Raw genomic sequence first — 23622 nt, forward strand, 5'->3', positions numbered from 1 at the left:
GAGCCACCGGCCGACAATGCCGCAATTCCGCCCGTGATTGCGCCGAGACGTTGACTTCCAAGCCGTTCTCGGCTCTCACAATAATGAACTGCATCTTCCGACCGGGGTGAAAATGACGAAGCCGATCGTCGCCGTTCCTGCCGATATCCGCACCTTCGACGGCGCCAGCTGGCACGCCGTCCAGCATCAATATGTGCGCGCTGCGTTGAACGCGGCCGGGGTCATGGCCTTCATCATTCCGGCCTTCGAGGAAGGCTACGGCACGGACGCGATTCTGGACCGCGTCGACGGCGTTCTCGTCTCGGGCTCGGCCAGCAACGTCCATCCGTCTTACTACGGCGCAACGGCGACCGACGCCGACGGGCCCTTCGATATCGCGCGTGACGCCACGAGCCTGCCGCTGATCCGCCGCGCCATCGACCGCGCCATTCCGCTGCTGGCAATCTGCCGCGGCATCCAGGAACTCAACGTCGCACTGGGCGGCACACTCGCGAGCGAGATCCAGGACCAGCCGGGCATATGGGACCACCGCAAGCCGGCGGATGTCGACCGCGACGGTATGTACGCGATCCGCCAGAGCGTCTTCGTCAAAGAAGGCTCCTGCATTGCCGGCATCGTCGGCCCTGGCGAGATCAAGGTGAACTCTTTGCATCGCCAGGCCATCGCCGAGACGGCTCCGCGCCTAAAGGTGGAGGCGGTCGCCGAGGATGGCACGATCGAGGCAGTCTCGGTGATCGATGCTCCAGCCTTTGCGGTTGGCGTCCAATGGCACCCGGAATACTGGGCCGAGACCGACAAGCCTTCGAACCAGATCTTCAGGGCCTTCGGCGATGCGGTGAGAGCCTACGCGGCCGGCAAGCTGTCAAATGCCGAGAATGAGGCGCTTGCCTGAATGGCAGTCCTGAGCGTATGTCGCTTGGCCCGAACGGGCGACTGCTGTCGGCCGATATTGTTCTCTAATGGGTCAAGGAGCGGCGACCGAGGACGCAGGCGCCAACTGTCGTTGGCTGCGTCGTAGAGATGCAATGGTACCAGCGACTTCGTCCACAGTCATATCACCTTCAACTATCCAAAGGCCGATCCGCTCCGAACGGCACATTGCGGTTTTGACTGACAAGACTATTGTGCGTGCCGCAGCTTGGCGGCATCGCGAAACGAGATCAGGCGTCGGCTTTGCTCATCCCACAGAACCAGTTTTACACAGCGCAGGCTCTCCATCATGGTGATGCGGCCAATACCGGCCAATGCTGGGTGGTCTCTCAACACTTCCGGAAGCCTGTAATAGGGTACCCTGCTCGACAGGTGGTGAACGTGATGGATACCGATGTTGCCAGTGATCCAGCGAAGCGCCAGCGGCAGGTCGTAATGCGATGCACCATGAAGGGCCGCATGTGGAAATTGCCATTCCGGTTCTCTTGACCAATGGGTTTCCTCAAACTGATGTTGCACGTAGAAGAGCCAGATGCCCGCGGTTGCCGCAAGTAGGGCGATGGGCAGATGCACCAGCAGGAAGGGCAGGATTCCGATTGCCCACATCAATGTCGCGGAGATAATCGCGATCGCCAGATTTGTCGCCATGGTGGATATCCAGGGCAAGGAACCGGATCGCATCATGCCAAAAGGTAGCCGCTGCTTGAATAGGAACAGCCATGCCGGGCCGATGCCGAACATGACTGCCGGATGCCTGTACAGGCGGTAGTTAAGCCGACCGGGCCAGGAGCGGCCGTTATACTCCGACACCGTCAGCGTTGTTATATCGCCAACGCCGCGACCCTCGAGATTTCCCGCCAAGGCATGATGCTCCGCATGCGCCCGGCGCCAATAGTCATAGGGCGTAAGTGTGAGGACACCGATCACGCGGCCCGTCCAATCGTCGACGCGCCGACGCGCAAAGAAAGAGCCGTGGCCGCAATCGTGCTGGATCATAAACAAGCGAAGCAGAAAAGCGGCTGCGGGAACAATCAGTATCAGCCCGGCCCAGAAGCCGTAGTGAACCGCTGCCAAGGCACCAGCCCAGCAAAACGCAAATGGAATGGCCGTTACCGCAAGTTCGAAAATGCTGCGTCTGAGATGCGGCTGGCGATATTTGGCGAGGATCTTGAGCCAAGCCTTTTCGTCGGAAAGGGGTGGGCTTAGGTCGCGCTGAAGGGACTCAATCAAAGAACAATTCCGCAAATAGCAATGAATTCCGAAAAGGCGAGGGCTATTGCGACGGCGGAAATCCCGCCCTTGTACTGGGTGTCATTTTCGACGCATCGGATGACGACGCGGTCGCGAAGCGGGGGGTATGCCATGAGGATCTTTCTGCGGCGCAGCGCGTAATGCGGCCTAGATAGCAGCGATTGCCCTCGGTTGATAGAAGCGCCCAGAAATATAATCTGGACATAAAAATCACAGAAATAACAATTTCCATCTACGACACTCGGGAGAATGCGATCGAAAAAGATGGAATTCTAGTTGGTGGATGAACTGCGAGATATATTCCAGCCGCCGCTATTGCCACTCAAAGCGCCCGTCGCCGGTGCTAGCTGCGCATTGCCCATCGAATACCGGCCGCAACAGCGATGCCGAGAAGCGGCCATATCGCCCAGAATGTTCCATGCCACGACAGAAGGTTGATGGCGACAATGCCCAGCCCGACAACGGCAAGAGCGGCGATGCGTCGGTCGATGCGGTTCTGGCTGCGAACCCAGGTCATCGCCGCTAGAAAGGCAAAAGCAAGAATCGGCCAGGGCGCCCAGAAATCGCCCTGCCATGATAGAAGGTTGATCACCACCAATGCGGCCGAAGCCACTGCGTAAAGAGCGCCCATCTTTTGGGCTTTCGTGCTCCGCGGGCCTGCGTCTGGCGTCGAGACGGCCCCCGCCGGCACGGCGCTCACGGGCCGCTGCGATGAACCATCCACGCCTTCGCCGATCCTGACCGCGTAGCTCGGCACAGCCTCGGCGACGTTCTTGACCGCGAGCGGTCCCAGGAAATCGAAGCCGACGGCGACCTTGTTGCGGACCTGGTCGTAGACCGTATTGGAAATTACGATGCCGCCGGCGACAGCCGAGGCCTGAAGCCTGGCGGCGATGTTGACGCCATCGCCATAGATGTCATCGCCTTCGGCGAGCACATCGCCGAGATTAATGCCGATCCGAAACAGCATCCGCCCGTCCGCGGGCCGGGCTGTATTCATCCCTGCAAGTTCGTTCTGAACATCGACGGCAGCCCGCACCGCCTCGACCACGCTCGGGAATTCGGCAATCAGACCGTCGCCCCAGGTATTGATCACCCGGCCGCCATGCGCGACGATCAGGCCCGACATCGCCTCCCGCGAGCGTTTCAGCATCGCAAGCGTGCCTTCCTCGTCGGCCCCCATCAGCCGCGTGTAGTCCTGCACGTCAGCGGAGAAGATGGTCGTCAGCTTGCGCCGAGTTTCGTTCATGACGTCTCGCTTTTACCCAATCAACGTAAGGCCGTTCGAGAAGCGAAATGAATATGCGCGATTGTGATTGATGTAAATTGACGCGAACAAACGTTGCCGAAAAACCTCCCGCTCACCTCCCTTCATCGGTGTCGCCCACCGGTCGCGACATTCTGCCGCGGCTGGAGGACCGCGGAACAGCTTTGCCGATAGAACGTTTCCATGAGGCATATCGGGCACTACCGGCATTTCGCCGGCACTCTCGAGTGGGAGGAAAATCATGAAAACGCTGCTGGTCTCATTAGGCGTGCTGGCCGCGACCGCGCTTTCGGCATTTGCAGCCGAGCCGGCCAAAATGGTCGATACGAAGATGGGCAAGATCCTGGCAACTGATAAGGGCATGACCCTTTATACCTTCGACAAGGATGCCAAGGACAAATCGAACTGCGACAAGGCCTGCCTGAAGAAATGGCCAGCCTTCCATGCCGCCGCCAAGGCCAAGGCGGAAGGCGAGTGGACGCTGGTCAAGGCTGCGGACGGCAAGGAAATGTGGGCCTATGAGGGCAAGCCGCTCTACATGTTTGTCGACGACAAGATGGCAGGCGACATGAAAGGCGATGGCGTGGGTGGCGTGTGGCATGTCGCCAAATAGCTGAGCGGCCAATTTGGACGGGCGCGCATTCGCAATCGTGCCCGCTCCAGCGCAGTTACGCCTTGACCGGCGTTTCCGGCACCGGTGTCAGCGGCTTGCCATTTTGGAACCACCCGATCAGGTTGTCGACCACCAGGTCCGCCATCGCGTTGCGTGTCGGCACCGAGCCCGATGCAAGGTGCGGCAGAAGCACTGCGTTCGGCAGATCGAGCAGGGAGGCCGGCACATCAGGCTCGTCGTAGAAGACGTCGAGGCCGGCAGCGCCGATTGTTCCAGACTTCAGGGCCGCCGCAAGCGCATCCTCGTCGACCGTCCAGCCGCGTCCGACATTGATGAAGACCCCGTCCGGTCCCAACGCCGACAGGATTTCCGCATTGATCGTCCTGTGCGTTTGCGGCGTTTTCGGAACAATGGAAATCAGCGTATCGACCGCCTCGGCAAGGTCCTTCAACGACGGGTAGTAGCCATATGGCGCATCGGCATGGCGCGTGCGGGTGTGGTAGCTGATCTTCACCTTGAACGGCTCCAGGCGCCTGGCGATCTCCTGGCCGATGCGGCCAAGACCATAGATGCCGACATGCCGGCCCTTCAGGGAAAAGCGCGACAGCGGATAGTTCTGTCCGGGTTTCCAGTTGCCGGCACGCAGCCAGTTCTCGGCACGCGGAAGTTCGCGAATCGTGTTGAGCAGCAGTCCGATCGCCGTATCAGCGACTTCGTCATTCAGCACGTCGGGCGTGTTCGTGACGATGACGCCCTTGGTGGCCGCGTGCTTGGCATTGACGCCGTCATAGCCGACGCCGAAGCTGGCGATGAGCTCGACATTCGGAAGGCTGTCGATCGCGGGGGCGTTGAACGTGCCCGAGACGGCGACGCCGCGAATTCTGCCTGCAGCCTCCGCATCGAGCGCCACCGGATCGGTTTGGATAACATCGAAGCTCTCCCGCAGGCGCGTCAGGACGCGTTCGTGTATCTTCCCGGGAACGAGAACAGCGATGCGGGACATGGCATTTCCTCTTGGCTTGCTTACGGGCGCGCTCGGTAGGGGCTTGTCGACTGGCGGATACGCATCTCGGGCTTGATCAGATGGAGCCCGTCAGGCTCGTGGCTGCCGGCCAGGCGATCGAGAAGCGCGCGGGCGGCAAGGCGTCCGACTTCCGCCTGGCCATTCCAGACAGTCGTCAGCGCCGGCATCGATATCGACGCTTCCTCGAGATCGTCGTAGCCGGTGACGGAGATATCCTTGCCCGGGACGAGACCCGCGCGGGCGATGCCGTTCATCAGGCCGATCGCGACGAGGTCGTTCCAGCAGACGGCAGCCGTCGGCTTTTGCGGCAGCGACAGGAAATGCACCGCCGCTTCGAAGCCGCCCTGCATCGAGCGCGGGCCGGGAATGCGCAGGCCCGGATCGACATCGATGCCGGCCTTGCGCAGCGCGTTGACGTAACCCTGGTAGCGATCGCGTCCCGTCGAGGTCTGGTCGGTGCCGCCGATCATGGCGATCGAGCGATGGCCAAGCCCGATCAGGTGGTTGGTGGCAAGCGAAATGCCGTAGCTGTCGTCGCCGCGATAGGTCGGAAGGTCCAATCCGTCCAGCGAGCGGGCAACCAGGATCGCCGGCATACCATTGTCTTCGGCAAGCTGCATGTCCTCTTGCGGTGTGCCGATCGCCGGCGACATGATGACGCCGTCGCCGCCAAGCTGCAGCAGCGTTTCGATGAAGGTGCGCTGCTTTTCGACCGAATCGTAATGATTCGACAGAATGAAAGTGTGCCGGCTGCGATCGAGCTCGCTTTCGATTGCCTTCAGGATTTCACCGTAGAACGGGTTCATGATGTCGTGCACGACGACACCGATGATGCCGGAGCGAGACGTGCGCAGGCTGGCGGCACGGCGGTTGTAGATATAGCCGAGCGCGCGCGCCTGTTCCTTGATTTTGTCGCGGGTGGCGCCAGCCACCAGCGGGCTGTCGCGTAGGGCAAGAGATACGGTTGCTGTTGAAATGCCGAGCGTTTCGGCGATTGTCGAAAGCTTGATCTTCTGAGCCACGTGTCCTCCCCAGCAACGCGCGGTTTTCTACGCGCCCGACAATTAGAAGAGTCGAGCGTTATTAAAATGTTTAATTAAAAGATTAAACGCAGCGAGGCAATTCGTAATTTCACAAATCTGTCAGATTTCCTCAGGCTCATCGAGAGGAATGGCAGCGGACTGCAAGTTGCCGTCGATTGCCTTCAACAGACGGACAAGATTGCGAATTTCCTTCTCGGAAAACGCCTGGGTTGCCATCCGGTCGCAGGCCGAAGAGGCCATCTCAATTGCCTTGACGCTGCCGCGGCCGAGTTCGGTCAGATAGACTTTCGTCAGGCGTGCATCTTCGGCGTCGGCCTTGCGCTCGAGGAAGCCTTGCGCCTCCATGCGCCCGATCGTGCGCGTCATGGTCGGCGCCTTGACCCCGAGCTTCTGCGCCAGCCCGCCGGCGGTCATGCCGTCACTTTCCGCAAGCAAGACGATCACGCCGTCTTGGCCGGCATAGAGGCCGCTTTCGAGGAGGTTGCGCGACAAGACGGTGCGCATCGACCGGGCCGCCTGCGTCAAAGCCGGCGAAAGATCGACGACCGTATATTCGGTCTGGTCCTTCTTTTTGGATTTCTGCCTCTTTCCATCCTTGTGCTTCTTCCCCATCGCCATCCCTTTGACTTTTGCTGTGTTGCGCATCTCTCGCCCTGCAAGCGAGCCGGAACATTTTGTATCATCTCCCCTAAATCGATTTCGGTTTAAGGGCTTATGCGCTAAGCATTGAGAACGCTGCGTTATGACATTGCGCATCATTTCGTCATAAACAAGAGGTCTTAGCCGGATGACGGAGCCTTCTCGCGACTTCGAGGATAACGATGCGAACCTGACGCCCAAAGACCGCCGCCAGTGGATCGCTGTTCTGCCACTTGGCGCGCATGAGCAGCACGGCCCTCACCTGCCCTTCGAGACCGACACGCTGATCGCCAAGGGTATCGTTGCCCGGCTTAAGGCCACCCTTCCCGCTGCCCTGCCGGTGACCTTCCTGCCGACGGAGGAGATCGGCTACTCGATCGAGCACATGGACGCCAGCGGTACGCAAACGCTGACATACGGCGAAGCCATCGAGCACTGGCTGGGCATTGCCCGAAAGCTCTCCGACCTGGGCATTCGCAAGCTGGTGATGCTGAACGCGCACGGCGGCAACTCGCCGCTGATGACGATCGTTGCAACGGAGGCCCGCGTCCGTTTCAACATGCTTGCCGTCGCGACCAGCTGGACACGCTTCGGTGTTCCGCCGGACACCATTTCGCCCGAGGCGAAGGCGATCGACGTCCACGGCGGCGACATCGAGACCTCCGTCATGCTGGCGCTTCACCCCAATAAGGTCGATATGAGCAAGGCCGCTGACTTCGCTTCCCGCCAGTCTGACTTTGCTGCCCGCTTCAAACATCTGCGCGCCTACGGCCCACACGCGTTCGGATGGAAGATGCCCGACCTGAGCCCGTCAGGCGTCGCGGGCAACGCAGCACTTGCAACGGCGCAGAAAGGCGAGGCACTGATCCAACATTCCGTAAAAGGCCTGGTGGAACTGCTCGAGGACGTCGACGCGTTCGATGCAACACAGCTTGGCTGAAACCATCGCCCTTGCGATGTGATCTTATAACATACAAAACCCTTTGAACTGCCGCTCGCAACTCCTTATATGAGACCGACGAATTTTTAGCCCCGCCCCCGGGCGCCATCTCTCGAGGTTCTCATGACCGACGCGATCTCCACCCAGCAGAAACCAATCCCCGTTACCGTTCTCACCGGCTACCTCGGCGCCGGCAAGACGACCTTGCTCAACCGTATCCTGTCGGAGAACCACGGCAAGAAATATGCGGTCATCGTCAACGAATTCGGCGAGATCGGCATCGACAACGACCTCATCGTCGAATCCGACGAAGAGATCTATGAAATGAACAATGGCTGCGTCTGCTGCACGGTGCGCGGCGACCTGATACGCGTCGTCGAAGGCCTGATGCGCCGCCCCGGCCGCTTCGACGGCATCATCGTCGAAACGACGGGCCTTGCGGATCCGGTGCCGGTCGCCCAGACCTTCTTCATGGATGACGACGTGCGCGCAAAGACGGAACTCGACGCCGTCGTCGCCCTCGTCGACGCCAAGCACCTACCGCTGCGCCTGAAGGATAGCCGCGAGGCGGAAGACCAGATCGCCTTTGCCGACGTCGTCCTGATCAACAAGACCGACCTGGTGACGCCCGAAGAACTGGCACAGATCGAAGACATCGTGCACGCCATCAACCCATCGGCTCGCGTCTACAAGACCAGCCGTTCCGGCGTCGATCTCGCCCACGTTCTCGATCAGGGTGCCTTCAATCTGGAGCGCGCGTTGGAGAACGATCCGCACTTCCTCGATCATGACCACGACGACCACGTCTGTGGTCCGGATTGCGATCACGACCACCATCACCACGCGCATGATCACGACCACGATCATGACCATCACCATGATCATGACCATGGACATGATCACCATCATCATGGCGCCATGTCGCCGATCCATGACGTGACGGTGCAGTCGGTCTCGCTGCGCGGCGGCGAAATGAACCCCGAGCGCTTCTTCCCCTGGATCCAGAAGGTCACGCAGACGCAGGGGCCGAACATCCTGCGCCTCAAGGGCATCATCGCCTTCAAGGACGATGCAGAACGCTATGTCGTGCAGGGCGTCCACATGATCGTCGAAGGCGATCACCAGCGTCCGTGGAGGGACGGCGAGAAGCATGAGACCCGTCTCGTCTTCATCGGCCGCGAACTCGACCACGAAAAGCTCGAAGCCTCCTTTAAGGCGTGCGAGGCGGCAGCCTGATGCCGACAGTTGCCCCGTTTGACCTCGACGGCCATATCCTGGCCGTCGAATTTTTAGGTGACACCCCTTTCTTCGCCAATGCCGCCGGCACCTTCCACCGCCTCGATGGTGGAGAGAAGGTCACGGAAGCCCATCAGGGCATGCTGAGCTGCATCAGAGATCCCTACAGCGAGAGCCTGATATCCGGTGGCGAGGACGGCAAGGTACTGCGCATGGCGGCTGACGCCGGTGTGACGGAGCTTGCCAGCGCGCCGCGCAAGTGGATATCGCAGCTTGCCGCCGGTCCTCAGGGTGCCGTCGCCTATTCCTACGGCAAGAGTGCGTTCGTCCGTCTCGCAGACGGCATGACCAAGGAATTTACCGAAGAGCGCACCGTCGAAGGCCTCGCTTTTGCCCCGAAGGGCATGCGCATTGCCGCTGCGCGCTATAATGGCGTGTCGCTGCATTGGGTCGGCACAGCTGCCAAACCGGTCGATCTCGAATGGAAGGGCGCCCACACCGGCGTGACTTTCTCGCCGGATGGCAACTTCCTCGTCACCATGATGCAGGAGAATGCGCTGCACGGCTGGAAGCTCGACAGCAAGGCCGGCGCCGAGGCCCGGCACATGCGCATGACCGGCTATCCTGCAAAGGTGAAATCGCTCTCCTGGTCGGCGAAGGGCAAGTGGCTTGCCTCCTCAGGTGCGCCGGCCGCGATCGTCTGGCCGTTCCAGGGCAAGGACGGCCCGATGGGCAAGGCGCCGCTCGAACTCGGTACCCGCGCCAACATCATGGCGACGTCAGTGAAGTTCCACCCCGTCGAAGACATTCTCGCCATCGGCTTCATCGACGGCATGATCCTCGCCGTCCGCGTCGCCGACAGCAAGGAAGCGCTGCTGCGCCGTCCCGGCAAAGGCGCGATCACCTCAATGAGCTGGAGCAAGAACGGCAAGCTTTTGGCCTTCGCGTCCGAAGCCGGCGATTGCGGCGTGGTCGACATCGCGGCTTAGGCAGCAAGAGCGCGCCGCCCAAAATACCGCGCTTGAGATTAGGGGTAAGCGAGGCACCGCAAGGCAGTGGTGCCTCGTCCCCTTTTGCGAAGAGGCCCTCGCCGCCGCACGCTGGTCATGCGGCCTGCTCGCCCTTTGCCGACGCTTCGACGCGATTCCGACCCCGGCGTTTGGAGGCATATAGCGCCTCATCTGCCTTTCGCAGCAGTTGCTCGAAATCGACACCTGTCTCGCCGGAGGCGGCAACGCCGATACTGAGGGTCGGAAAGACTGCCAACCCCGGCACCTGCATGACGGCAGCTGAAAACGCCAGCCTTATGCTTTCGGCGGTCTGCACCGCCTCGGCATCGGGCATGTCCTTCAGAACGGCCAAGAACTCGTCGCCGCCTTGACGGGACAGCAGATCGCCGGGCCGCAGCACCGCCTGCGCCACTCGGGCAAAGAGCCGCAATATATCGTCGCCCAGCACATGGCCGTGTTGGTCGTTCAACTGCTTGAAATTGTCGATATCGATGGCGAGCAGCGCAAACGACTGCGCTCGCCTGAATAGCAGGCGTTGCGCCAGACCGCCGCGATTAAGCGCGCCGGTCAGCGGATCACGATGCGCCAGATCGATGAGCTTGTTCCTGCTGCGCTCGGCGGCCATCAGGACGATGACCATGCTGCGCAGGACGAGGAACACCAATGCGGTGGCCGCCATCCAGCTATGAACGGGATTGTCGCCGAAGACGCCTGGTCCGGAGATCCGGCCCGATGCCGCAAGCAGACTGCGAACCAGGAAGATCGCTGCCGTCGGCATATAAAGCCAAGCGAGCAGCCCGGCCGAGAACAGCTTCTCGCGCCGGTGAATGGTGAGGCCTTCCCGCAGGATTGCGAGATCACAGAGGCAGCACACGGTTGAAACATAGAGGATGCGGGCCGATACCGCGGCGGGATCTCCCGTGAACATCAGTACGGGCAAGCTGATGCAGGCGATGGCAAGCACACAGTAGCGCTCGCCGACCGGCCGCTCGGCGAAGACACGAACGGCAAAGAACGTCAGGAGGTAGCCTGCGATCGTCAAGACGTTGCCGGCGTCGAGGGAGACGAACGAAGGAACGAAATCGCGCAGGGAGACGCAGAAGGAGCCGATACCGATGAGGAGATTACTGACACCCCACCAGGCCGGCCAGCGTCCAAAGCGGCCGCTCCGATGCGCCGCGAGATGCACGCTGCCCAGGACCAGACATGTCATGGCCGAAACGACGTAGATCGTTCTCAGGTCCAGCATCATGTCCGGGCACTCTCCAACCTATGGCTGGCGCACCTTATAACCGCGCTATTGAATTTTAATTTTACAGTTCGCTTGTTTTTTAATGATGTGCCGAAATCGCTCATCAGGTTGCGCGACTGGCTGCAATAATCTCGGCCAGAAGCCGATGCAGCGCATCGCGATAGCCGGTGCGCGCGGATGGGCCGCTCTCGTCCGATGTCATCACGACCGTCATGCCAAAAGAGGGCACGATGTAGAGCATCTGGCCGCCGTAACCCCAGGCGAAGTGGACCTCTTCGCCGCCGATTTGCCGCGAGAACCAGCCGTAGCCATAGTCGTCGCCGGAGAAGCGGGAATTGGTGCGGTGCTGCCACGACTGCGCGATCCAGTCCGCCGGTACCACCTGCGTGCCGTCAGCGGTCCTGCCGCCGTTGCGGTAGAGTTCGCCGAAAGCCAGCAGCGAGCGAGCCGTCATCGCCATCTGGTTGCCGCCGAGATAAATGCCCTGCGGGTCGCGCTCCCAGGCGCCGATTCGGAAACCGTCGACAGGCCCGAGCCATTCGCGAGCCAGAGCCAACGTCGATTTCCCGCCGACCTTTGTCAGGATCGCCGAGAGAAGGTGAGTGGAAGCGGTCGAGTAAAGCATCTGACCGCCCGGCTCGTCGGCGAAGGGCTGAGCAAGCGCGAAACGCACCCAGTTGCGGGAGGAGATCCAGCGACCGTAGTTGGGACCAGACAGCCGACCAAGTCCTGCCTGCATGGAGAGCAGGTCGCCGATGGTGACTTCGTTGAGCCGCGCATCGGGATGGGCGGGCAGATCGTTTCTCAGGATGGGAGCGATCTTCTGCTCCGGCCCTTCGAGCAATTTCCTTTCGATGGCAATACCGACGAGGCTCGAGATGATCGATTTGGACGCGGACTTGATGTTGACGGATTCGGTCGCTGTGTGGCCGCGATAGCCTTGCTCCGCCACAGTCCGCCCATTCCTGGCGACGATCACCGTCTTAAGCGGTTTTAGATCCTCGCGTGAAGACAAGCTCGCTGTCGTCCGCCCGTTTTCCTGCTCGGCGGTGGCAGCGAATGGGGACAGCAGAAGAACGACGAAGAAAGCGAGGCGCGTGATCATCCCGCTGAGCTAGCGTCGGCGCACCGCGAAGTCATCGCCCGCCCGGCGCGGCTCACGCGGACGTGAAAGTTTATGATCGCCATGCCGTCACTGATGAACGCAGCTACGTTTCATCGAGGGTCGCTTCTGCGCCTTGGTGAACTTGGCGATCATACCGCTCGGGCACCTCTTGTCGTCAAAGAGTACTGATTGGCCGGGCGCTAGCGACTCCACGGTTGGCTTGGATGTGACGGTCTGGATCTCGGCGCTTGCCGGTGCAACACTGGAAATCGCGAAAAGCAATGAAATGGATACTAGGATCAAACTTGAACGTGTCATTTGCGCACCTTCATATATCGCATTGCTAATTTACAATCTTACAGAATGAAGGTCGACGCAACGAATCCGAAAGGCGTAAGCGGGCATCGCGCAGGCACCCCACGCGCCGCCCGAAGCTTTGCTTCGTAGCGGTTTGCCTGATGGGAATGGGCAGGCGATTGGGTATTGGAGTCGGATGTCAGGCTGCATCGCCTGCCCGATCGCACCGGCTTTCCGGGTTTTCACGATCGGCAGGAGCGTCTCCCGACCCCGGTTCCCCGATGGATCATCAACTCTGACGGCATCCGACCCAGCCTTGGCAACCATCATTGAGCGCCGAAATATGAACGGAAGGCGGACCGGTTCATGAACCTGGCTCCCTGCCCGATGACCAGGCAATCGAATAAAACCTGCGTCAGGAGCGGAAAACGTCTGCCCAAAATTTCATCTATATGATTGAGATAATTGCATATTTACGAGAACAAACAGGGAATTCCATCCACCCCAGGGCGAAACTCAGGTGTTGCTAAAATATCATTAATTTTTGCTCTCACAGTTTTTTGTTCATCTGGCGTTCAGAAAACTCTTTGGAAAGCCACTTTTTGAGCCCACATTGGACTCCTGAGAATAGGAGTGCATGAATGATTCTAAGGGCCACTGCCGCAGCGACTATATTCGCGGTTTATGCTTTCACGATGTTCTTCATCGCCGCTATACCTGAAAATGTCGTTCAGACTGCCGGAACTCAATTCATCGACGCAAGCGTCGTCAAATGATTGAAGCCTAAGGGGGCAAGCAGTCGTAAAAGTTTAGGCTACGCGTTCGCCGGGTCTTCCGGCGCTCCTAAACTTGATTTCCGGAAAAACGGGACAACAAAAAAGCCCCTCCCCTTTCGGGGAGAGGCCGTGCCGATTACGCCGCCCTGCGGACCGGTGCGGTGGCCAGCATGCGTCCCGAGGGGACGATCATGCCGGCCGCGCCATCAAGCCAGCCCTCGATCAACGCCAGCGCCAGGAAGCGCGAGCGCTCGAAGGGGCCCGGCATGACGAGATGTTGAGCCTTCTCTGCAAAGAAGCCGAAACGCTCATAGTAGGGGGCGTCGCCGACAAGCAGGATCGCCCCGTGTCCGCGATTCTTGGCTTCCAGAACCGCAGCCCGCATCAATGCCGAGCCGACGCCCTTGCCTTCGAAGCTGGAATCGACCGCCAGCGGTCCGAGCAACAGCGCATTGATCGGCGTGCCCTCAGCATTGACGCCTGCCTCGACATTCCACAGGCGCACGGTGCCGATCACATGGCCATCGCGATCGCGCGCAACCAGCGCCAGACCGTCTGCCGGAACGCGGCCGCGGCGGATCTTCTCCGACGACTTCTTGCGGCGGTTCGGACCCATGGCGCGATCGAGCAAATTCTCGCGAGCGACGACATCGCCGGGATTTTCGGCGTCGATGGTGAAGACAGACGGCGCAAAGTATGCGCGGACAGATTCAAGAACAGCGGCCATCGTGGCCTCCCGTACCCAAAACCGTTATGAGCGGCGATTGATATGAATTGTGAGGGTGCCGCCCCGGCTGGCTACGGGGCAGGCAAAGTCGAACCTTGGCCCATGAGCCTTTCCTCGGATCAGAAGATCTGAGGGGTCATGTGCTAGATAACGTAGGCTTTCAGCGGCTCGAAGCCATTGAACGCGACCGCCGAATAGGTGGTCGTGTAGGCGCCGGTGCCTTCGATCAGGATCTCGTCGCCGATCGATAGGGAGATCGGCAGCGGATAGAGATTCTTTTCGTACAGCACGTCGGCCGAGTCGCAGGTCGGGCCGGCAATCACGCAAGGCTCCATTTCGTCGCCGTCACGTTCGGTGCGGATCGGGTAACGAATGGCTTCGTCCATCGTTTCGGCGAGCCCGCCGAACTTGCCGATGTCGAGGAACACCCAGCGGGCAGCGTCGTTGTCCGACTTCTTCGAGATCAGCACGACCTCCGTCTTGATGACACCGGCATTGCCGACCATGCCGCGGCCCGGTTCGATGATCGTCTTCGGAAGCTGGTTGCCGAAGTGATTGCGCAGGCTCTGGTAGATCGCACGACCGTAAGCTTCCGCCGATGGAACATCGCGCAGATACTTGGTCGGGAAGCCGCCGCCCATGTTGACCATCTGCAGGTGGATGCCCTGCTTGGCCAGCTGGACGAAGACGCGTTTGGCATCGGCCAGGGCCGAATCCCAGGCATCGACCTTGGTCATCTGCGAACCAACGTGGAACGACACGCCGTAGGACTCGAGACCGAGCTGATGAGCGTAGACGAGAACGTCGACAGCCATCTGCGGCACGCAGCCGAACTTGCGCGACAGCGGCCACTCAGCGCCTTCGCCATCCGTCAGGACGCGGCAGAACACGCGGGCGCCGGGAGCGGCACGCGAGATCTTCTCGACTTCCTCGTGGCTGTCGACCGCAAAGAGGCTGACGCCGAGCGCATGCGCGCGGGCAACGTCGCGTTCCTTCTTGATCGTGTTGCCGTAGGAAATGCGGGCAGCCGTCGCACCGGCGTTGAGCGCCATTTCGATTTCAGCGACAGACGCGCAATCGAAGTTGGAACCCATGTTGGCGAGCAGCTTCAGGACTTCAGGAGCCGGGTTCGCCTTGACGGCGTAGTAGATCGCGCTGTCCGGCATCGCATGACGGAAAGCAGAGAAGTTGTCGCGCACGACGTCGAGGTCGACCACCAGGCAGGGACCATCGGGACGTCGGGTTGCGAGAAAGTCGCGGATGCGCTGAGTGGTCATATCAATCCCTCTTCCAATTCCAGAGCTCCGGGAAAACCCGGAGGACAAAGGGCAACCAATCACTCGCATAGGAACCAGCCGGTGGAGACCCCGGAACCTTAGCAAGCGCTTGGATCGCGCAAATGATGAATCAACGCCGCTTAAGCGACATGGATCCGGCTTTGTCTGCCATGGATTGGAGGGAGAATCCCAACCGCACTTCCGGCAATGAAGGTGTGCCTCTTCAGTAACCCCCGCTGATGGAAAGCAGGGAGAGAACAAAAAGGCCCGCACCGTCGTTGCTTCAGGCGTCCTCGCATTTTCCGGTTGGCCGGAATAGCGACTGGAGGGGTTAATTCCAGGTACCTTACCGATTTCCTCACCAATTCGAGGGTTCGGCGGACACCCATGGGCACGTGCGACTTTGGGCTGAACACGAGATAGGAATATTCGCCGTCATAATCAAGCGGTTTTTTCGCATCTCCCGGCAGAAAATATTTGAACAATACACCGCAATTTGTTCAACGTGGTGAAACGGCAGGCAAGCGATTGATTTGACTTCCGGTTCGACGCGCTCGGAGACGACAGCCATGGACACCCTCACCCGCATCCGCGCCTTCATCGATGTCGTTGAAGCAGAAGGCTTTTCGGCCGCGGCGCGGCGCACCGGCCGTTCCAAGGCGCTGCTGTCCAAATACGTGCGTGAATTGGAGGACGAACTCGGCGCCCTGCTATTGAACCGCACGACCCGACAGTTCTCGATGACCGAAGCCGGGCACACCTATTATCGTACCGCTTCCGACATCCTCAAAGAAATCGACAACCTTGCCGATCTCGTGCGCGAGAACAACGCGCAGCTGAAGGGCCGGCTGAAGGTCTCGGTGCCGCGCACCTTCGTCGATGCCGATGTCGGGCAGTCGCTGATCGATTTCGCCAAGGAAAACCCCGATCTCACCCTCGATATCGCGGCCGACGACAGGTTCGTCGACCTCATCGAGGAAGGCTTCGACGTCGCGATCCGCGTGACCAAGCTCGAGGACTCCGGCATGATCGCCCGCAAGATTTCGGATTTCCGCGTCCATCTTTGCGCAACGCCCGACTTCGTCGAACGCCATCCCGAGCTCGCCCACCCCTCTGATCTCGCGAACGTCCCCTTCATCATCGACACCAACGCGCGCAGCCAGGGCAGCATCCGCTTCTACAATCCGGACAACAGCTCCTTCGCGGTTGCCGTTACCGGCCCCATGGAAGTCAACAGCCCCCATGCGACGCTGCGTGCCGCCCTTGCCGGCATCGGCGTTGCGCTGATCCCCGATTTCATTGCCCGCAAGCCGATCGAAGACGGAGAGCTGGTGACGCTCTTCAACGATTACATTCCGACCGATCGCGGCATCTATGCCGTCTACCCGCACCGCCGCTATCTGCCGGCCAAGGTGCGAATCTTCGTCGACTATCTTCACAATTGGTTCAGGAAGCACCCCTGACCGCCTTGTCGACGCAGCCGGTCCCAATTCCGTCCCATTTACTGGCAAGGACTCAAATGAACAACGGGATCCCGCAGAGCACCCATGAAGAAATCGACATTCCTGATGGCGTCGCTCCTGTCGCTCCTGCCAGCCGCCGCCCTTGCGCACCCGCACGTGTTCGTCGAGGCACGGCTGGAGGTCGTCGCCGACGATGACGGCAATGTTGCCGAACTGCGCAACGTCTGGCGCTTCGACGAGGTCTTCTCTTCATCCGTCGTGTTGGATTTCGACAAGAACACCGACCTGAAGCTCGATCCGAACGAGCTGGCCGAGGTCGGTAAGACGGTGCGGGATTCGCTGGTCGACTACGACTACTACATGAACCTCACGATGAACGGTAAGAACATCAAGGTCGAGAAGCCCGATCTGATCCATGTGGACTACAAGCAGGGCCAGCTCCTGATGTTCTTCGCGGTCAAGCCGGCGGAAAAAATGCCGCTCAAGGGCCGTCTGACTTTCGGCGTCTACGACCCGACGCTCTACACGTCGATCGACTTTCCGAGCGATAACGAGCTGGTCCTGGTCGGAGACAGCTTCAAAAGCTGCAAGCACCAGGTCGTCCGCCCCGATGCGGACCAGGTGATCGCCGAGAACAAGCAGTCCTTGACCGACGCCTTCTTCAACGACCCGACGGGGACGAACATGTCGAAGCTTTTTGCGACGCGGCTGGACGTGACATGCTGAGGCACCGGCTTCGACCGCTTGCCCTCGGTGTAGCACTCGCGCTCGTCGCGGGCATAGCGGTCGCGCATGCGCAATCGCCGCTCGGCATCGGCACGTCGGAGCCGAGCTTCCAGCCGACCGGCGGTCCGCTCGCGCCCATTCTCCTTTACGTCAATGCGCAACAGCAAGCCTTCTATCGCGCGCTGACCGGCGCGCTCAAAGCCATGCGGGATGACTCCTGGGACCTGTGGACACTGATTGGCCTCTCCTTCGCCTATGGCGTCTTCCATGCCGCCGGTCCCGGACACGGCAAGGCTGTCATTTCCTCCTACATGATCGCGAACGAAATCGAGTTGAAACGCGGCGTGTCGATCTCCTTCGTGTCCGCCTTCTTACAAGGGCTTGTGGCGATCGCGCTCGTCGGCGGGGCATGGTTGGTGTTGCGCGGCACCGGCATTACCCTGACCGCAGCGACACAGGCGATGGAGATCGCGAGCTTCATCATGGTCGTCCTCTTCGGTTGCTGGCTGCTGTTTCGCAAGCTGCGCGCGATCGTCGCCGGCATGCCGCGCCGCGAAGTCATGGCAACATCCTCCGGGCCCGTCAGCATGATGCTGGACTGGAGGGACAACGAGGCACAGAAGCAGGGGGCCAGCTACGCCTTCGGCGAGGCGCAAGCGCTCAAAGCCGGGCACAGGTTCATTGCGGGCATGGCCTGCGAGACCTGCGGGCAGTCGCACATGCCCGACCCGTCCCTGCTCGGCGCGGCGAACTTCAACATCCGGGAAGCCTGGTCGGCCATCATCGCGGTCGGCCTGCGCCCCTGCTCCGGCGCGCTGCTGGTCATGACCTTCTCGCTGCTGAACGGCCTCTATCTCGGCGGCGTGCTGTCGGTGATCGCCATGTCGTTTGGCACCGCCATAACAGTCGCGATCCTGGCGACGCTTGCCGTCACCGCCAAGAGCACCGCGATGCGGCTTGCCGGCCGCGGCTCTGCCGCTTCGATCTGGATCGGGAATACGATCGAAATTCTCGGCGCCCTGCTTGTGATTGCCATGGGAGCGCTGCTGCTCGGCGCCTCGCTGCAGGGTTAGGGAAGCGTTACTTGCCGCGGCCGCGCTGGTATCGCGCCCTTAGCCAGAAGACAACAAAGAAAGCGAAAACCAGGCAGGCGCCGACGGCAGCCGCCAGATAAGGCGAGTAGCTGCCGAGTTTGAGAACGATGGTCGGCATGAAATAGAGCACGAGGCCTGCCGCCGCGAGGATGACGGCCGCGGCAATCGCCTGCGACCGGCTTTCCGATTTCGGAGCCGTCATACCGCCTGCTCCTTGCTGATCTCGGCGCGGATATCCTCCAGTCGGCGCTTCTGTTTGCCGTCCGCATCGAAATTGTCAGGCGACAGCCAGGCCTCGAACGCGGCGTTCAAGACGGGCCACTCGGAATCGATCATCGAAAACCACGCGGTATCGCGATTGCGGCCCTTGGAGATCATATGCTGTCGGAACACGCCTTCGAAGGTGAAGCCGTAGCGGGCCGCGGTCGTTTTGCTTGCCTCGTTCAGATTGTCGCATCTCCACTCGTAGCGCCGGTAGCCGAGCGCCTCGAAGATATGCTTGGCCATGAGGTAATGGACTTCCGTGGAGAGCGGCGAGCGCTTCATGTCGGGACCGTGCGCAACGCCGCCGACCTCGATCACGCCATTGGCCGGATCTGCCCGCATGTAGTTCGCCACGCCGACGATCTTGCCGGAGCTGTTGTCACGGAAGATGTGCGTCAGCCAGCCCGATTTGGCGACCGAATGAAGCCAGTTGGAGAAATCCTCCATGCCGGTGAAGTCGGGCTGGGCGAAATAGCGCAGCAGCGGGTTGATAGCCATGCCACCCAGTCCATCCCACAAGGCCTGCAGATGCTGCTCGCGGACATAGGGTTCAACGGTGACGAAACGGCCCTTAAGGGTTACCGGCTGTGGTGCCGGGCAACCCTTGAAATTCGATAGATCGCGCATGCGCTCCTCCAGATAAGGAGACATGGCTTAGGCCAGCCGCCCGGGAAAGGCAACTGGCCGGAGGATGCCCTTTACAAACTGACCTTGGCGGAGGAAACCGTCGCCTCGATGTGATCGACCAGCGCATCGGGAAGGCCGAGGCGGCCGGCCAGCAGATCGAGGTAGCCGCGTTCGGCGCGCGAATCCGGCTCGATGGTCAGGCGCGAGGCGGTGTAGAGTTCCACCCGCTGCTCCTCGGTGACCGCGGCTGCGACCAGCGCATCGATATCCGTCGGCTGCGACAGCTCCCGTTCGATGAAGGCGGCTGCCTCGCCGCTCACATCGGCGGCCTTGACCTTGTCGACAATGAGCGCGCGTTCGCCATCATCGATGTGACCATCGGCCTTCGCCGCCGCGATCATGGCGCGGATGAGAACGAGCACGAATTCGTTGCTCTGAGCGGGCGAAGCGGCGCCGAACCCGGACTCGGCGGGCGGTGGCAGCACGGCCGTCTTCGGCGGCGGCGCGTCGGACGGCGTCGCGGGCGCCTGCCCTGCCTGGTAATTCCTGTAGGCCTGATAGCCGAGGCCGGCGATCGCGGCGAGACCGCCGATGGTCAGTGCATTGCCGGCAATGCTGCGGCCGGTCTTGGTTCCGAGAAGCGCGGTTGCCAGCGCGCCGGCCTTCCACGGATTGTCCTTGGCCATCTGGACCGCGTCACCCGCCCGGTCACGGACAGAACCGCCGACACCCGGCACCTGCGAACCCAAGAACTGCTCAAGAAGCTTCTTCGCGTCGAACATTCCTCATCATCTCCCTGTCTAGAGGCCAGATGGGAGATAGGTATTGGCGACGGAAATACAAATGCAGGCGGGAAATCCACCTGCATCGAATGATGGGTCTGTCCCGAAATCAGCCCTTCAACGCTGCCGCTTCCGACGCGAGCTTGGTGATGCCGGCCCAATCACCAGCGGCGATCAGTTCCTTCGGCGCAACCCAGGAGCCGCCAACGCAGATGACGTTCGGCAGCGACAGGTAGTCCATCGCATTCTTCAGCGAAATGCCGCCGGTCGGGCAGAAAACGGTGCCGGCGAGCGGCGAGGACAGCGCCTTGAGATAGGCAGCGCCGCCGGCCTGCTCTGCCGGGAAGAACTTCAGCACCTGATAGCCTTCTTCGCGCAGCGCCATGACTTCGCTTGCGGTCGCAGCACCCGGCAGCAGGGGAACGGACGAACTGCGCGCGGCATCGAGCAGTTCCTGCGTCGCGCCCGGGCTGACGATGAACCTCGAGCCGGCAGCAACCGCGGCGTCCCAATGAGCGGCATTGAGGATGGTTCCGGCACCGACCTCGGCGCCTTCGACCTCGTCGGCAACGGCGCGGACAGCATCGAGTGCGGCCGACGTGCGCATGGTAATCTCGATTGCCTTCAGCCCGCCTGCGACAAGAGCGCGCGCCAGCGAAACGGCAGACTTGACGTCATCGACGATCAGGACCGGGACAACTGGCTGGAGTTTCAGGATGGAAAGGAGCTTTTCTGTCTTCTCGCCCATCGCCGCGTGATCCTTTTGAACCGATTGAATTCGGGACCCGAAATAACCCCAAGGGTAGGCTTTGTCGAGCCGAAACCGATCTTTGGAATAGAATGGGTACCCATGGCGATGAAATTAGGCTAGCGTAATTAAATCGTCACACAAGGTTCACCGGGAATGGCGAAAGAAATCGAGCGGAAGTTTCTGGTGCACAGCGATGCCTGGCGCTCCGGAGCGGAGACGAAATCCGTTTTAAAACAAGGCTATATCGCCTCGATGGATGATCGCTCCGTGCGCGTGCGCGTGCTCGACAATATGAAGGCACGGCTGACGGTCAAGATCGGCCGCAGCACGATGACCCGCGAGGAATTCGAATACGATATTCCCGTCGCCGACGCCGAACAACTGCTCGATGACGCGATCGGCATTATCATCGAGAAGACTCGTTATCGCGTCCCCCACGGCGGTTTCGTCTGGGAGGTCGACGTGTTTGCCGGACAGCATCGTGGCTTGGTGATCGCCGAAGTGGAGATGCGCTCGGAGAGCGACAACCCCGCGCTGCCTTCATGGATCGGCCGCGAGGTGACAGGCGATTTCCGCTATTCAAACCAGGCGCTTGCCACTGAATACGAGCGCGACCGGCATGCCCTTTCGCATACGGCCTGACCACAGTTTCACTGCAGAGTTCAGGAAGGCCGCTGGCGGCCAGCTCTCTCATGCGATCCACACGCTTGCAGAGAGGCCTGACGGCAAGCACGAGGCGATCCACGCCTTTCGCAAGAACCTGAAGCGCCTGCGCTCCCTTTACCGCCTCGTGGCCAGCGAAGTGCCGGAGTTTTGCGAGCGCGAGAACGCTCGGCTTCGTGATGTGGCGAAGTCCCTGTCGGCGATCCGAGACGCGACAGCGCTGATCGAGACCGCCGCCTACCTCAGGGAAAACGCCCGCGACGCCAAAGAGGCAAAAGCACTTGGCCACATTGTCGCGGCACTGGAAAGCCGGCGCGACCACATGGCCGATGCCGAGGCGGATATCGACAGGAAGCTCACCGAAACGCCGGAGGTGCTGAGGGACGCCATTGCAGCGGTGGGGGAGGTCCACTTCAACGGCGGCCCGCGTCGGACTGCACGGCTTGTCGCCAAGGGCTGGCGCAAGACGACGTTGAAGGCGAGGAAAGCCATCGAGCATTGCCAGGCCGAAGCCTCGGCGGAAACCTTTCACACATTGCGCAAACGGGCACAGGACTACCGGGCATACCAACGGCTGCTTCGACCGCTCTGGCCAACGGCGATGAAGGCGAAATACGAGGTGACGAGCAGCCTGATCGATCTGCTCGGCCATATTCACGACCTCGACGTGCTCTGCGCACTGGTGGAGGCCGAGCCGCAACATTTTTCAAATGCCGACGACCTCGCACATCTGCTGGATGCGATCATCTTCCGCCAGCAGGAGGACCGACATGCGGCGTTGGAACGGGCAGAGGACGTCTTCGCCGATGGTGCGCAAGAGGAAGCGGATCGGATCGAGTTGCTGTGGCGGGCTCAGGTGAGCTGAAACGCCCCAATTGCGCAGAAGACCCGAAAGCTGTATTTGCAGCCGCATGACAGACACGCTCACACAACCGACGTCTGCGACGAGCCCCTTCCTCGTTGCGGCTCTCTACCATTTCGTTTCGGTGCCGCGCTTCGACAGCCTGCGCGAGCCGCTGCAGGCGCTTTGCGAAGAAAATGGCGTGAAGGGTACGCTGCTTCTGGCGCATGAGGGGATCAACGGTACGCTCGCCGGCCCGGATGCGGGCATTCAGACGGTGCTTGCCTATCTGCGTGCCCAGCCGGAATTTTCCGCGCTCGAGCACAAGGAAAGCCGCGCATCGAAGATGCCCTTCGTTCGCATGAAGGTGAAGCTCAAGAAAGAGATCGTCACCATGGGCGTCGAAAACATCGACCCCAACAAGGTGGTCGGCACCTATGTGGCACCGCAGGACTGGAATGCTCTGATCTCCGATCCGGACACGATCGTCATCGATACGCGCAACGACTACGAGACGGCGATCGGTATCTTCCGTGGCGCTGTTGACCCGAAGACGAAGACCTTCCGTGAATTTCCCGACTGGGTGCGCGACAATACCGGCCTGCACAACAAGCCCAAAATCGCCATGTATTGCACCGGCGGCATCCGCTGCGAGAAGGCAACCGCCTTCATGAAGGAGCAGGGTTTCGACGAGGTCTACCATCTCAAGGGCGGCATTCTGAAATATCTCGAGGAAATCCCGCAGGAAGAAAGCCTCTGGGACGGCGCCTGCTTCGTCTTCGACGAACGCGTGTCGGTCGAGCACGGCCTGAAGGAAGGCGAACATAGGCTCTGCCACGCCTGCCGCAATCCGATCACGGCCGAGGAGATCACCTCACCTTACCATGAGGAAGGCGTCTCCTGCAGCAACTGCTACCACACGCGCAGCGAAGACGACCGCCTGCGCTACCGCCAGCGGCAGCACCAGATTGCGCTCGCCAAGAAGCGCGGGCAGAAGCACATCGGAGGCTAAAGCGCGACTTCG

General features: G+C 60.8%; 25 protein-coding genes. 11 read left to right on the forward strand and 14 right to left on the reverse strand.

Going from position 1 to position 23622, the window contains the following annotated elements; genetic code table 11:
• Positions 1-112: 112 nt before the first annotated feature.
• A complete protein-coding gene (locus WGT02_RS19200) occupies positions 113-892 on the forward strand; it encodes a gamma-glutamyl-gamma-aminobutyrate hydrolase family protein (RefSeq protein ID WP_024315854.1) in 780 nt (259 codons plus the stop codon).
• Between the two features lie 227 nt (positions 893-1119).
• On the opposite strand, the gene WGT02_RS19205 is transcribed toward WGT02_RS19200, so the two are convergent.
• Both WGT02_RS19205 and WGT02_RS19210 read right to left on the reverse strand, forming a co-directional pair.
• Positions 1120-2160 carry a fatty acid desaturase gene (locus tag WGT02_RS19205; RefSeq protein ID WP_024315853.1) on the reverse strand — a complete coding sequence of 347 codons (1041 nt, stop codon included), beginning with the start codon at positions 2158-2160 and terminating at the stop codon, positions 1120-1122.
• Between the two features lie 364 nt (positions 2161-2524).
• Positions 2525-3430, reverse strand: a complete 906-nt coding sequence (locus WGT02_RS19210) for an adenylate/guanylate cyclase domain-containing protein (RefSeq protein ID WP_024315852.1) — start codon at positions 3428-3430, stop codon at positions 2525-2527.
• Positions 3431-3689: 259 nt separating this feature from the next.
• Between WGT02_RS19210 and WGT02_RS19215 the strand changes: the two genes are divergently transcribed.
• The gene (locus tag WGT02_RS19215) at positions 3690-4061 is read left to right on the forward strand and encodes a hypothetical protein (RefSeq protein WP_208249664.1); all 372 of its coding nucleotides are present in this window, start codon (positions 3690-3692) and stop codon (positions 4059-4061) included.
• 55 nt (positions 4062-4116) lie between these two features.
• Here the strand turns inward: WGT02_RS19215 and WGT02_RS19220 are convergent, their stop codons facing one another.
• The 3 genes from WGT02_RS19220 to WGT02_RS19230 form a co-directional block, all read right to left on the reverse strand.
• Positions 4117-5064 carry a 2-hydroxyacid dehydrogenase gene (locus WGT02_RS19220; protein ID WP_208249661.1) on the reverse strand — a complete coding sequence of 316 codons (948 nt, stop codon included), beginning with the start codon at positions 5062-5064 and terminating at the stop codon, positions 4117-4119.
• A gap of 20 nt (positions 5065-5084) precedes the next feature.
• Positions 5085-6107 (reverse strand): LacI family DNA-binding transcriptional regulator, encoded by a 1023-nt coding sequence (locus WGT02_RS19225; protein WP_024315850.1) that lies wholly within the window; start codon positions 6105-6107, stop codon positions 5085-5087.
• A 120-nt stretch (positions 6108-6227) separates the two neighbouring features.
• Complete coding sequence (locus tag WGT02_RS19230; protein WP_029710136.1) at positions 6228-6773, reverse strand: MarR family winged helix-turn-helix transcriptional regulator; 546 nt, start codon at positions 6771-6773, stop codon at positions 6228-6230.
• 142 nt (positions 6774-6915) lie between these two features.
• Here WGT02_RS19230 and WGT02_RS19235 point away from each other — a divergent pair, with 142 nt between their 5' ends.
• The 3 genes from WGT02_RS19235 to WGT02_RS19245 all read left to right on the forward strand — a co-directional run bounded on the left by WGT02_RS19235 (position 6916) and on the right by WGT02_RS19245 (position 9932).
• Positions 6916-7707: a creatininase family protein gene (locus WGT02_RS19235; protein WP_024315848.1), complete on the forward strand. Its 792-nt coding sequence runs from the start codon at positions 6916-6918 to the stop codon at positions 7705-7707.
• A gap of 123 nt (positions 7708-7830) precedes the next feature.
• Positions 7831-8943, forward strand: coding sequence for a GTP-binding protein (locus WGT02_RS19240; RefSeq protein WP_024315847.1), 1113 nt, complete (start codon positions 7831-7833; stop codon positions 8941-8943).
• A complete protein-coding gene (locus WGT02_RS19245) occupies positions 8943-9932 on the forward strand; it encodes a WD40 repeat domain-containing protein (protein ID WP_024315846.1) in 990 nt (329 codons plus the stop codon). Before WGT02_RS19240 ends, WGT02_RS19245 begins: the two co-directional genes overlap by 1 nt.
• A gap of 115 nt (positions 9933-10047) precedes the next feature.
• On the opposite strand, the gene WGT02_RS19250 is transcribed toward WGT02_RS19245, so the two are convergent.
• The 5 genes from WGT02_RS19250 to odc2 form a co-directional block, all read right to left on the reverse strand.
• Positions 10048-11205 carry a GGDEF domain-containing protein gene (locus tag WGT02_RS19250; RefSeq protein ID WP_208249659.1) on the reverse strand — a complete coding sequence of 386 codons (1158 nt, stop codon included), beginning with the start codon at positions 11203-11205 and terminating at the stop codon, positions 10048-10050.
• Positions 11206-11308: 103 nt separating this feature from the next.
• A complete protein-coding gene (locus WGT02_RS19255; RefSeq protein WP_208249658.1) occupies positions 11309-12310 on the reverse strand; it encodes a serine hydrolase in 1002 nt (333 codons plus the stop codon).
• Between the two features lie 87 nt (positions 12311-12397).
• Positions 12398-12628 (reverse strand): DUF6719 family protein, encoded by a 231-nt coding sequence (locus tag WGT02_RS19260; protein WP_037070062.1) that lies wholly within the window; start codon positions 12626-12628, stop codon positions 12398-12400.
• 891 nt (positions 12629-13519) lie between these two features.
• The gene (locus tag WGT02_RS19265) at positions 13520-14110 is read right to left on the reverse strand and encodes a GNAT family N-acetyltransferase (RefSeq protein WP_024315843.1); all 591 of its coding nucleotides are present in this window, start codon (positions 14108-14110) and stop codon (positions 13520-13522) included.
• A 143-nt stretch (positions 14111-14253) separates the two neighbouring features.
• A complete protein-coding gene (gene odc2, locus WGT02_RS19270) occupies positions 14254-15387 on the reverse strand; it encodes an ornithine/lysine decarboxylase (RefSeq protein ID WP_024315842.1) in 1134 nt (377 codons plus the stop codon).
• 569 nt (positions 15388-15956) lie between these two features.
• On the opposite strand from odc2, the gene WGT02_RS19275 reads away from it, so the two are divergent.
• From WGT02_RS19275 to WGT02_RS19285, 3 genes are all read left to right on the forward strand, one after another.
• On the forward strand, positions 15957-16850 hold the full coding sequence (locus tag WGT02_RS19275; RefSeq protein WP_024315841.1) for a LysR family transcriptional regulator: 894 nt from the start codon (positions 15957-15959) through the stop codon (positions 16848-16850).
• Positions 16851-16934: 84 nt separating this feature from the next.
• Positions 16935-17576: a DUF1007 family protein gene (locus WGT02_RS19280; RefSeq protein ID WP_024315840.1), complete on the forward strand. Its 642-nt coding sequence runs from the start codon at positions 16935-16937 to the stop codon at positions 17574-17576.
• Positions 17570-18649 (forward strand): nickel/cobalt transporter, encoded by a 1080-nt coding sequence (locus WGT02_RS19285; protein ID WP_024315839.1) that lies wholly within the window; start codon positions 17570-17572, stop codon positions 18647-18649. Before WGT02_RS19280 ends, WGT02_RS19285 begins: the two co-directional genes overlap by 7 nt.
• Before the next feature lie 7 nt (positions 18650-18656).
• Here WGT02_RS19285 and WGT02_RS19290 read toward each other — a convergent pair whose 3' ends face one another.
• The 4 genes from WGT02_RS19290 to WGT02_RS19305 form a co-directional block, all read right to left on the reverse strand.
• On the reverse strand, positions 18657-18872 hold the full coding sequence (locus WGT02_RS19290) for a hypothetical protein (RefSeq protein WP_024315838.1): 216 nt from the start codon (positions 18870-18872) through the stop codon (positions 18657-18659).
• Positions 18869-19561, reverse strand: a complete 693-nt coding sequence (locus WGT02_RS19295) for a GNAT family N-acetyltransferase (RefSeq protein ID WP_208249657.1) — start codon at positions 19559-19561, stop codon at positions 18869-18871. The genes WGT02_RS19290 and WGT02_RS19295 overlap by 4 nt, the downstream gene beginning before the upstream one ends.
• 71 nt (positions 19562-19632) lie before the next feature.
• Positions 19633-20343 carry a tellurite resistance TerB family protein gene (locus tag WGT02_RS19300; RefSeq protein ID WP_024315836.1) on the reverse strand — a complete coding sequence of 237 codons (711 nt, stop codon included), beginning with the start codon at positions 20341-20343 and terminating at the stop codon, positions 19633-19635.
• A 109-nt stretch (positions 20344-20452) separates the two neighbouring features.
• Positions 20453-21091, reverse strand: coding sequence for a 2-dehydro-3-deoxy-phosphogluconate aldolase (locus WGT02_RS19305; RefSeq protein WP_024315835.1), 639 nt, complete (start codon positions 21089-21091; stop codon positions 20453-20455).
• 156 nt (positions 21092-21247) lie between these two features.
• On the opposite strand from WGT02_RS19305, the gene WGT02_RS19310 reads away from it, so the two are divergent.
• From WGT02_RS19310 to WGT02_RS19320, 3 genes are read left to right on the forward strand one after another with little or no spacing between them, the layout of a single operon-like run.
• Positions 21248-21736 (forward strand): CYTH domain-containing protein, encoded by a 489-nt coding sequence (locus WGT02_RS19310; protein WP_024315834.1) that lies wholly within the window; start codon positions 21248-21250, stop codon positions 21734-21736.
• Entirely contained in the window at positions 21714-22622 is a 909-nt protein-coding gene (locus WGT02_RS19315; RefSeq protein WP_208249656.1) for a CHAD domain-containing protein, read from the forward strand. Before WGT02_RS19310 ends, WGT02_RS19315 begins: the two co-directional genes overlap by 23 nt.
• A 46-nt stretch (positions 22623-22668) precedes the next feature.
• The gene (locus tag WGT02_RS19320) at positions 22669-23610 is read left to right on the forward strand and encodes a rhodanese-related sulfurtransferase (protein WP_024315832.1); all 942 of its coding nucleotides are present in this window, start codon (positions 22669-22671) and stop codon (positions 23608-23610) included.
• Positions 23611-23622: the final 12 nt, after the last annotated feature.

It is taken from the genome of Rhizobium sp. T1470, assembly GCF_042140505.1.
Lineage (GTDB): Bacteria > Pseudomonadota > Alphaproteobacteria > Rhizobiales > Rhizobiaceae > Rhizobium > Rhizobium favelukesii.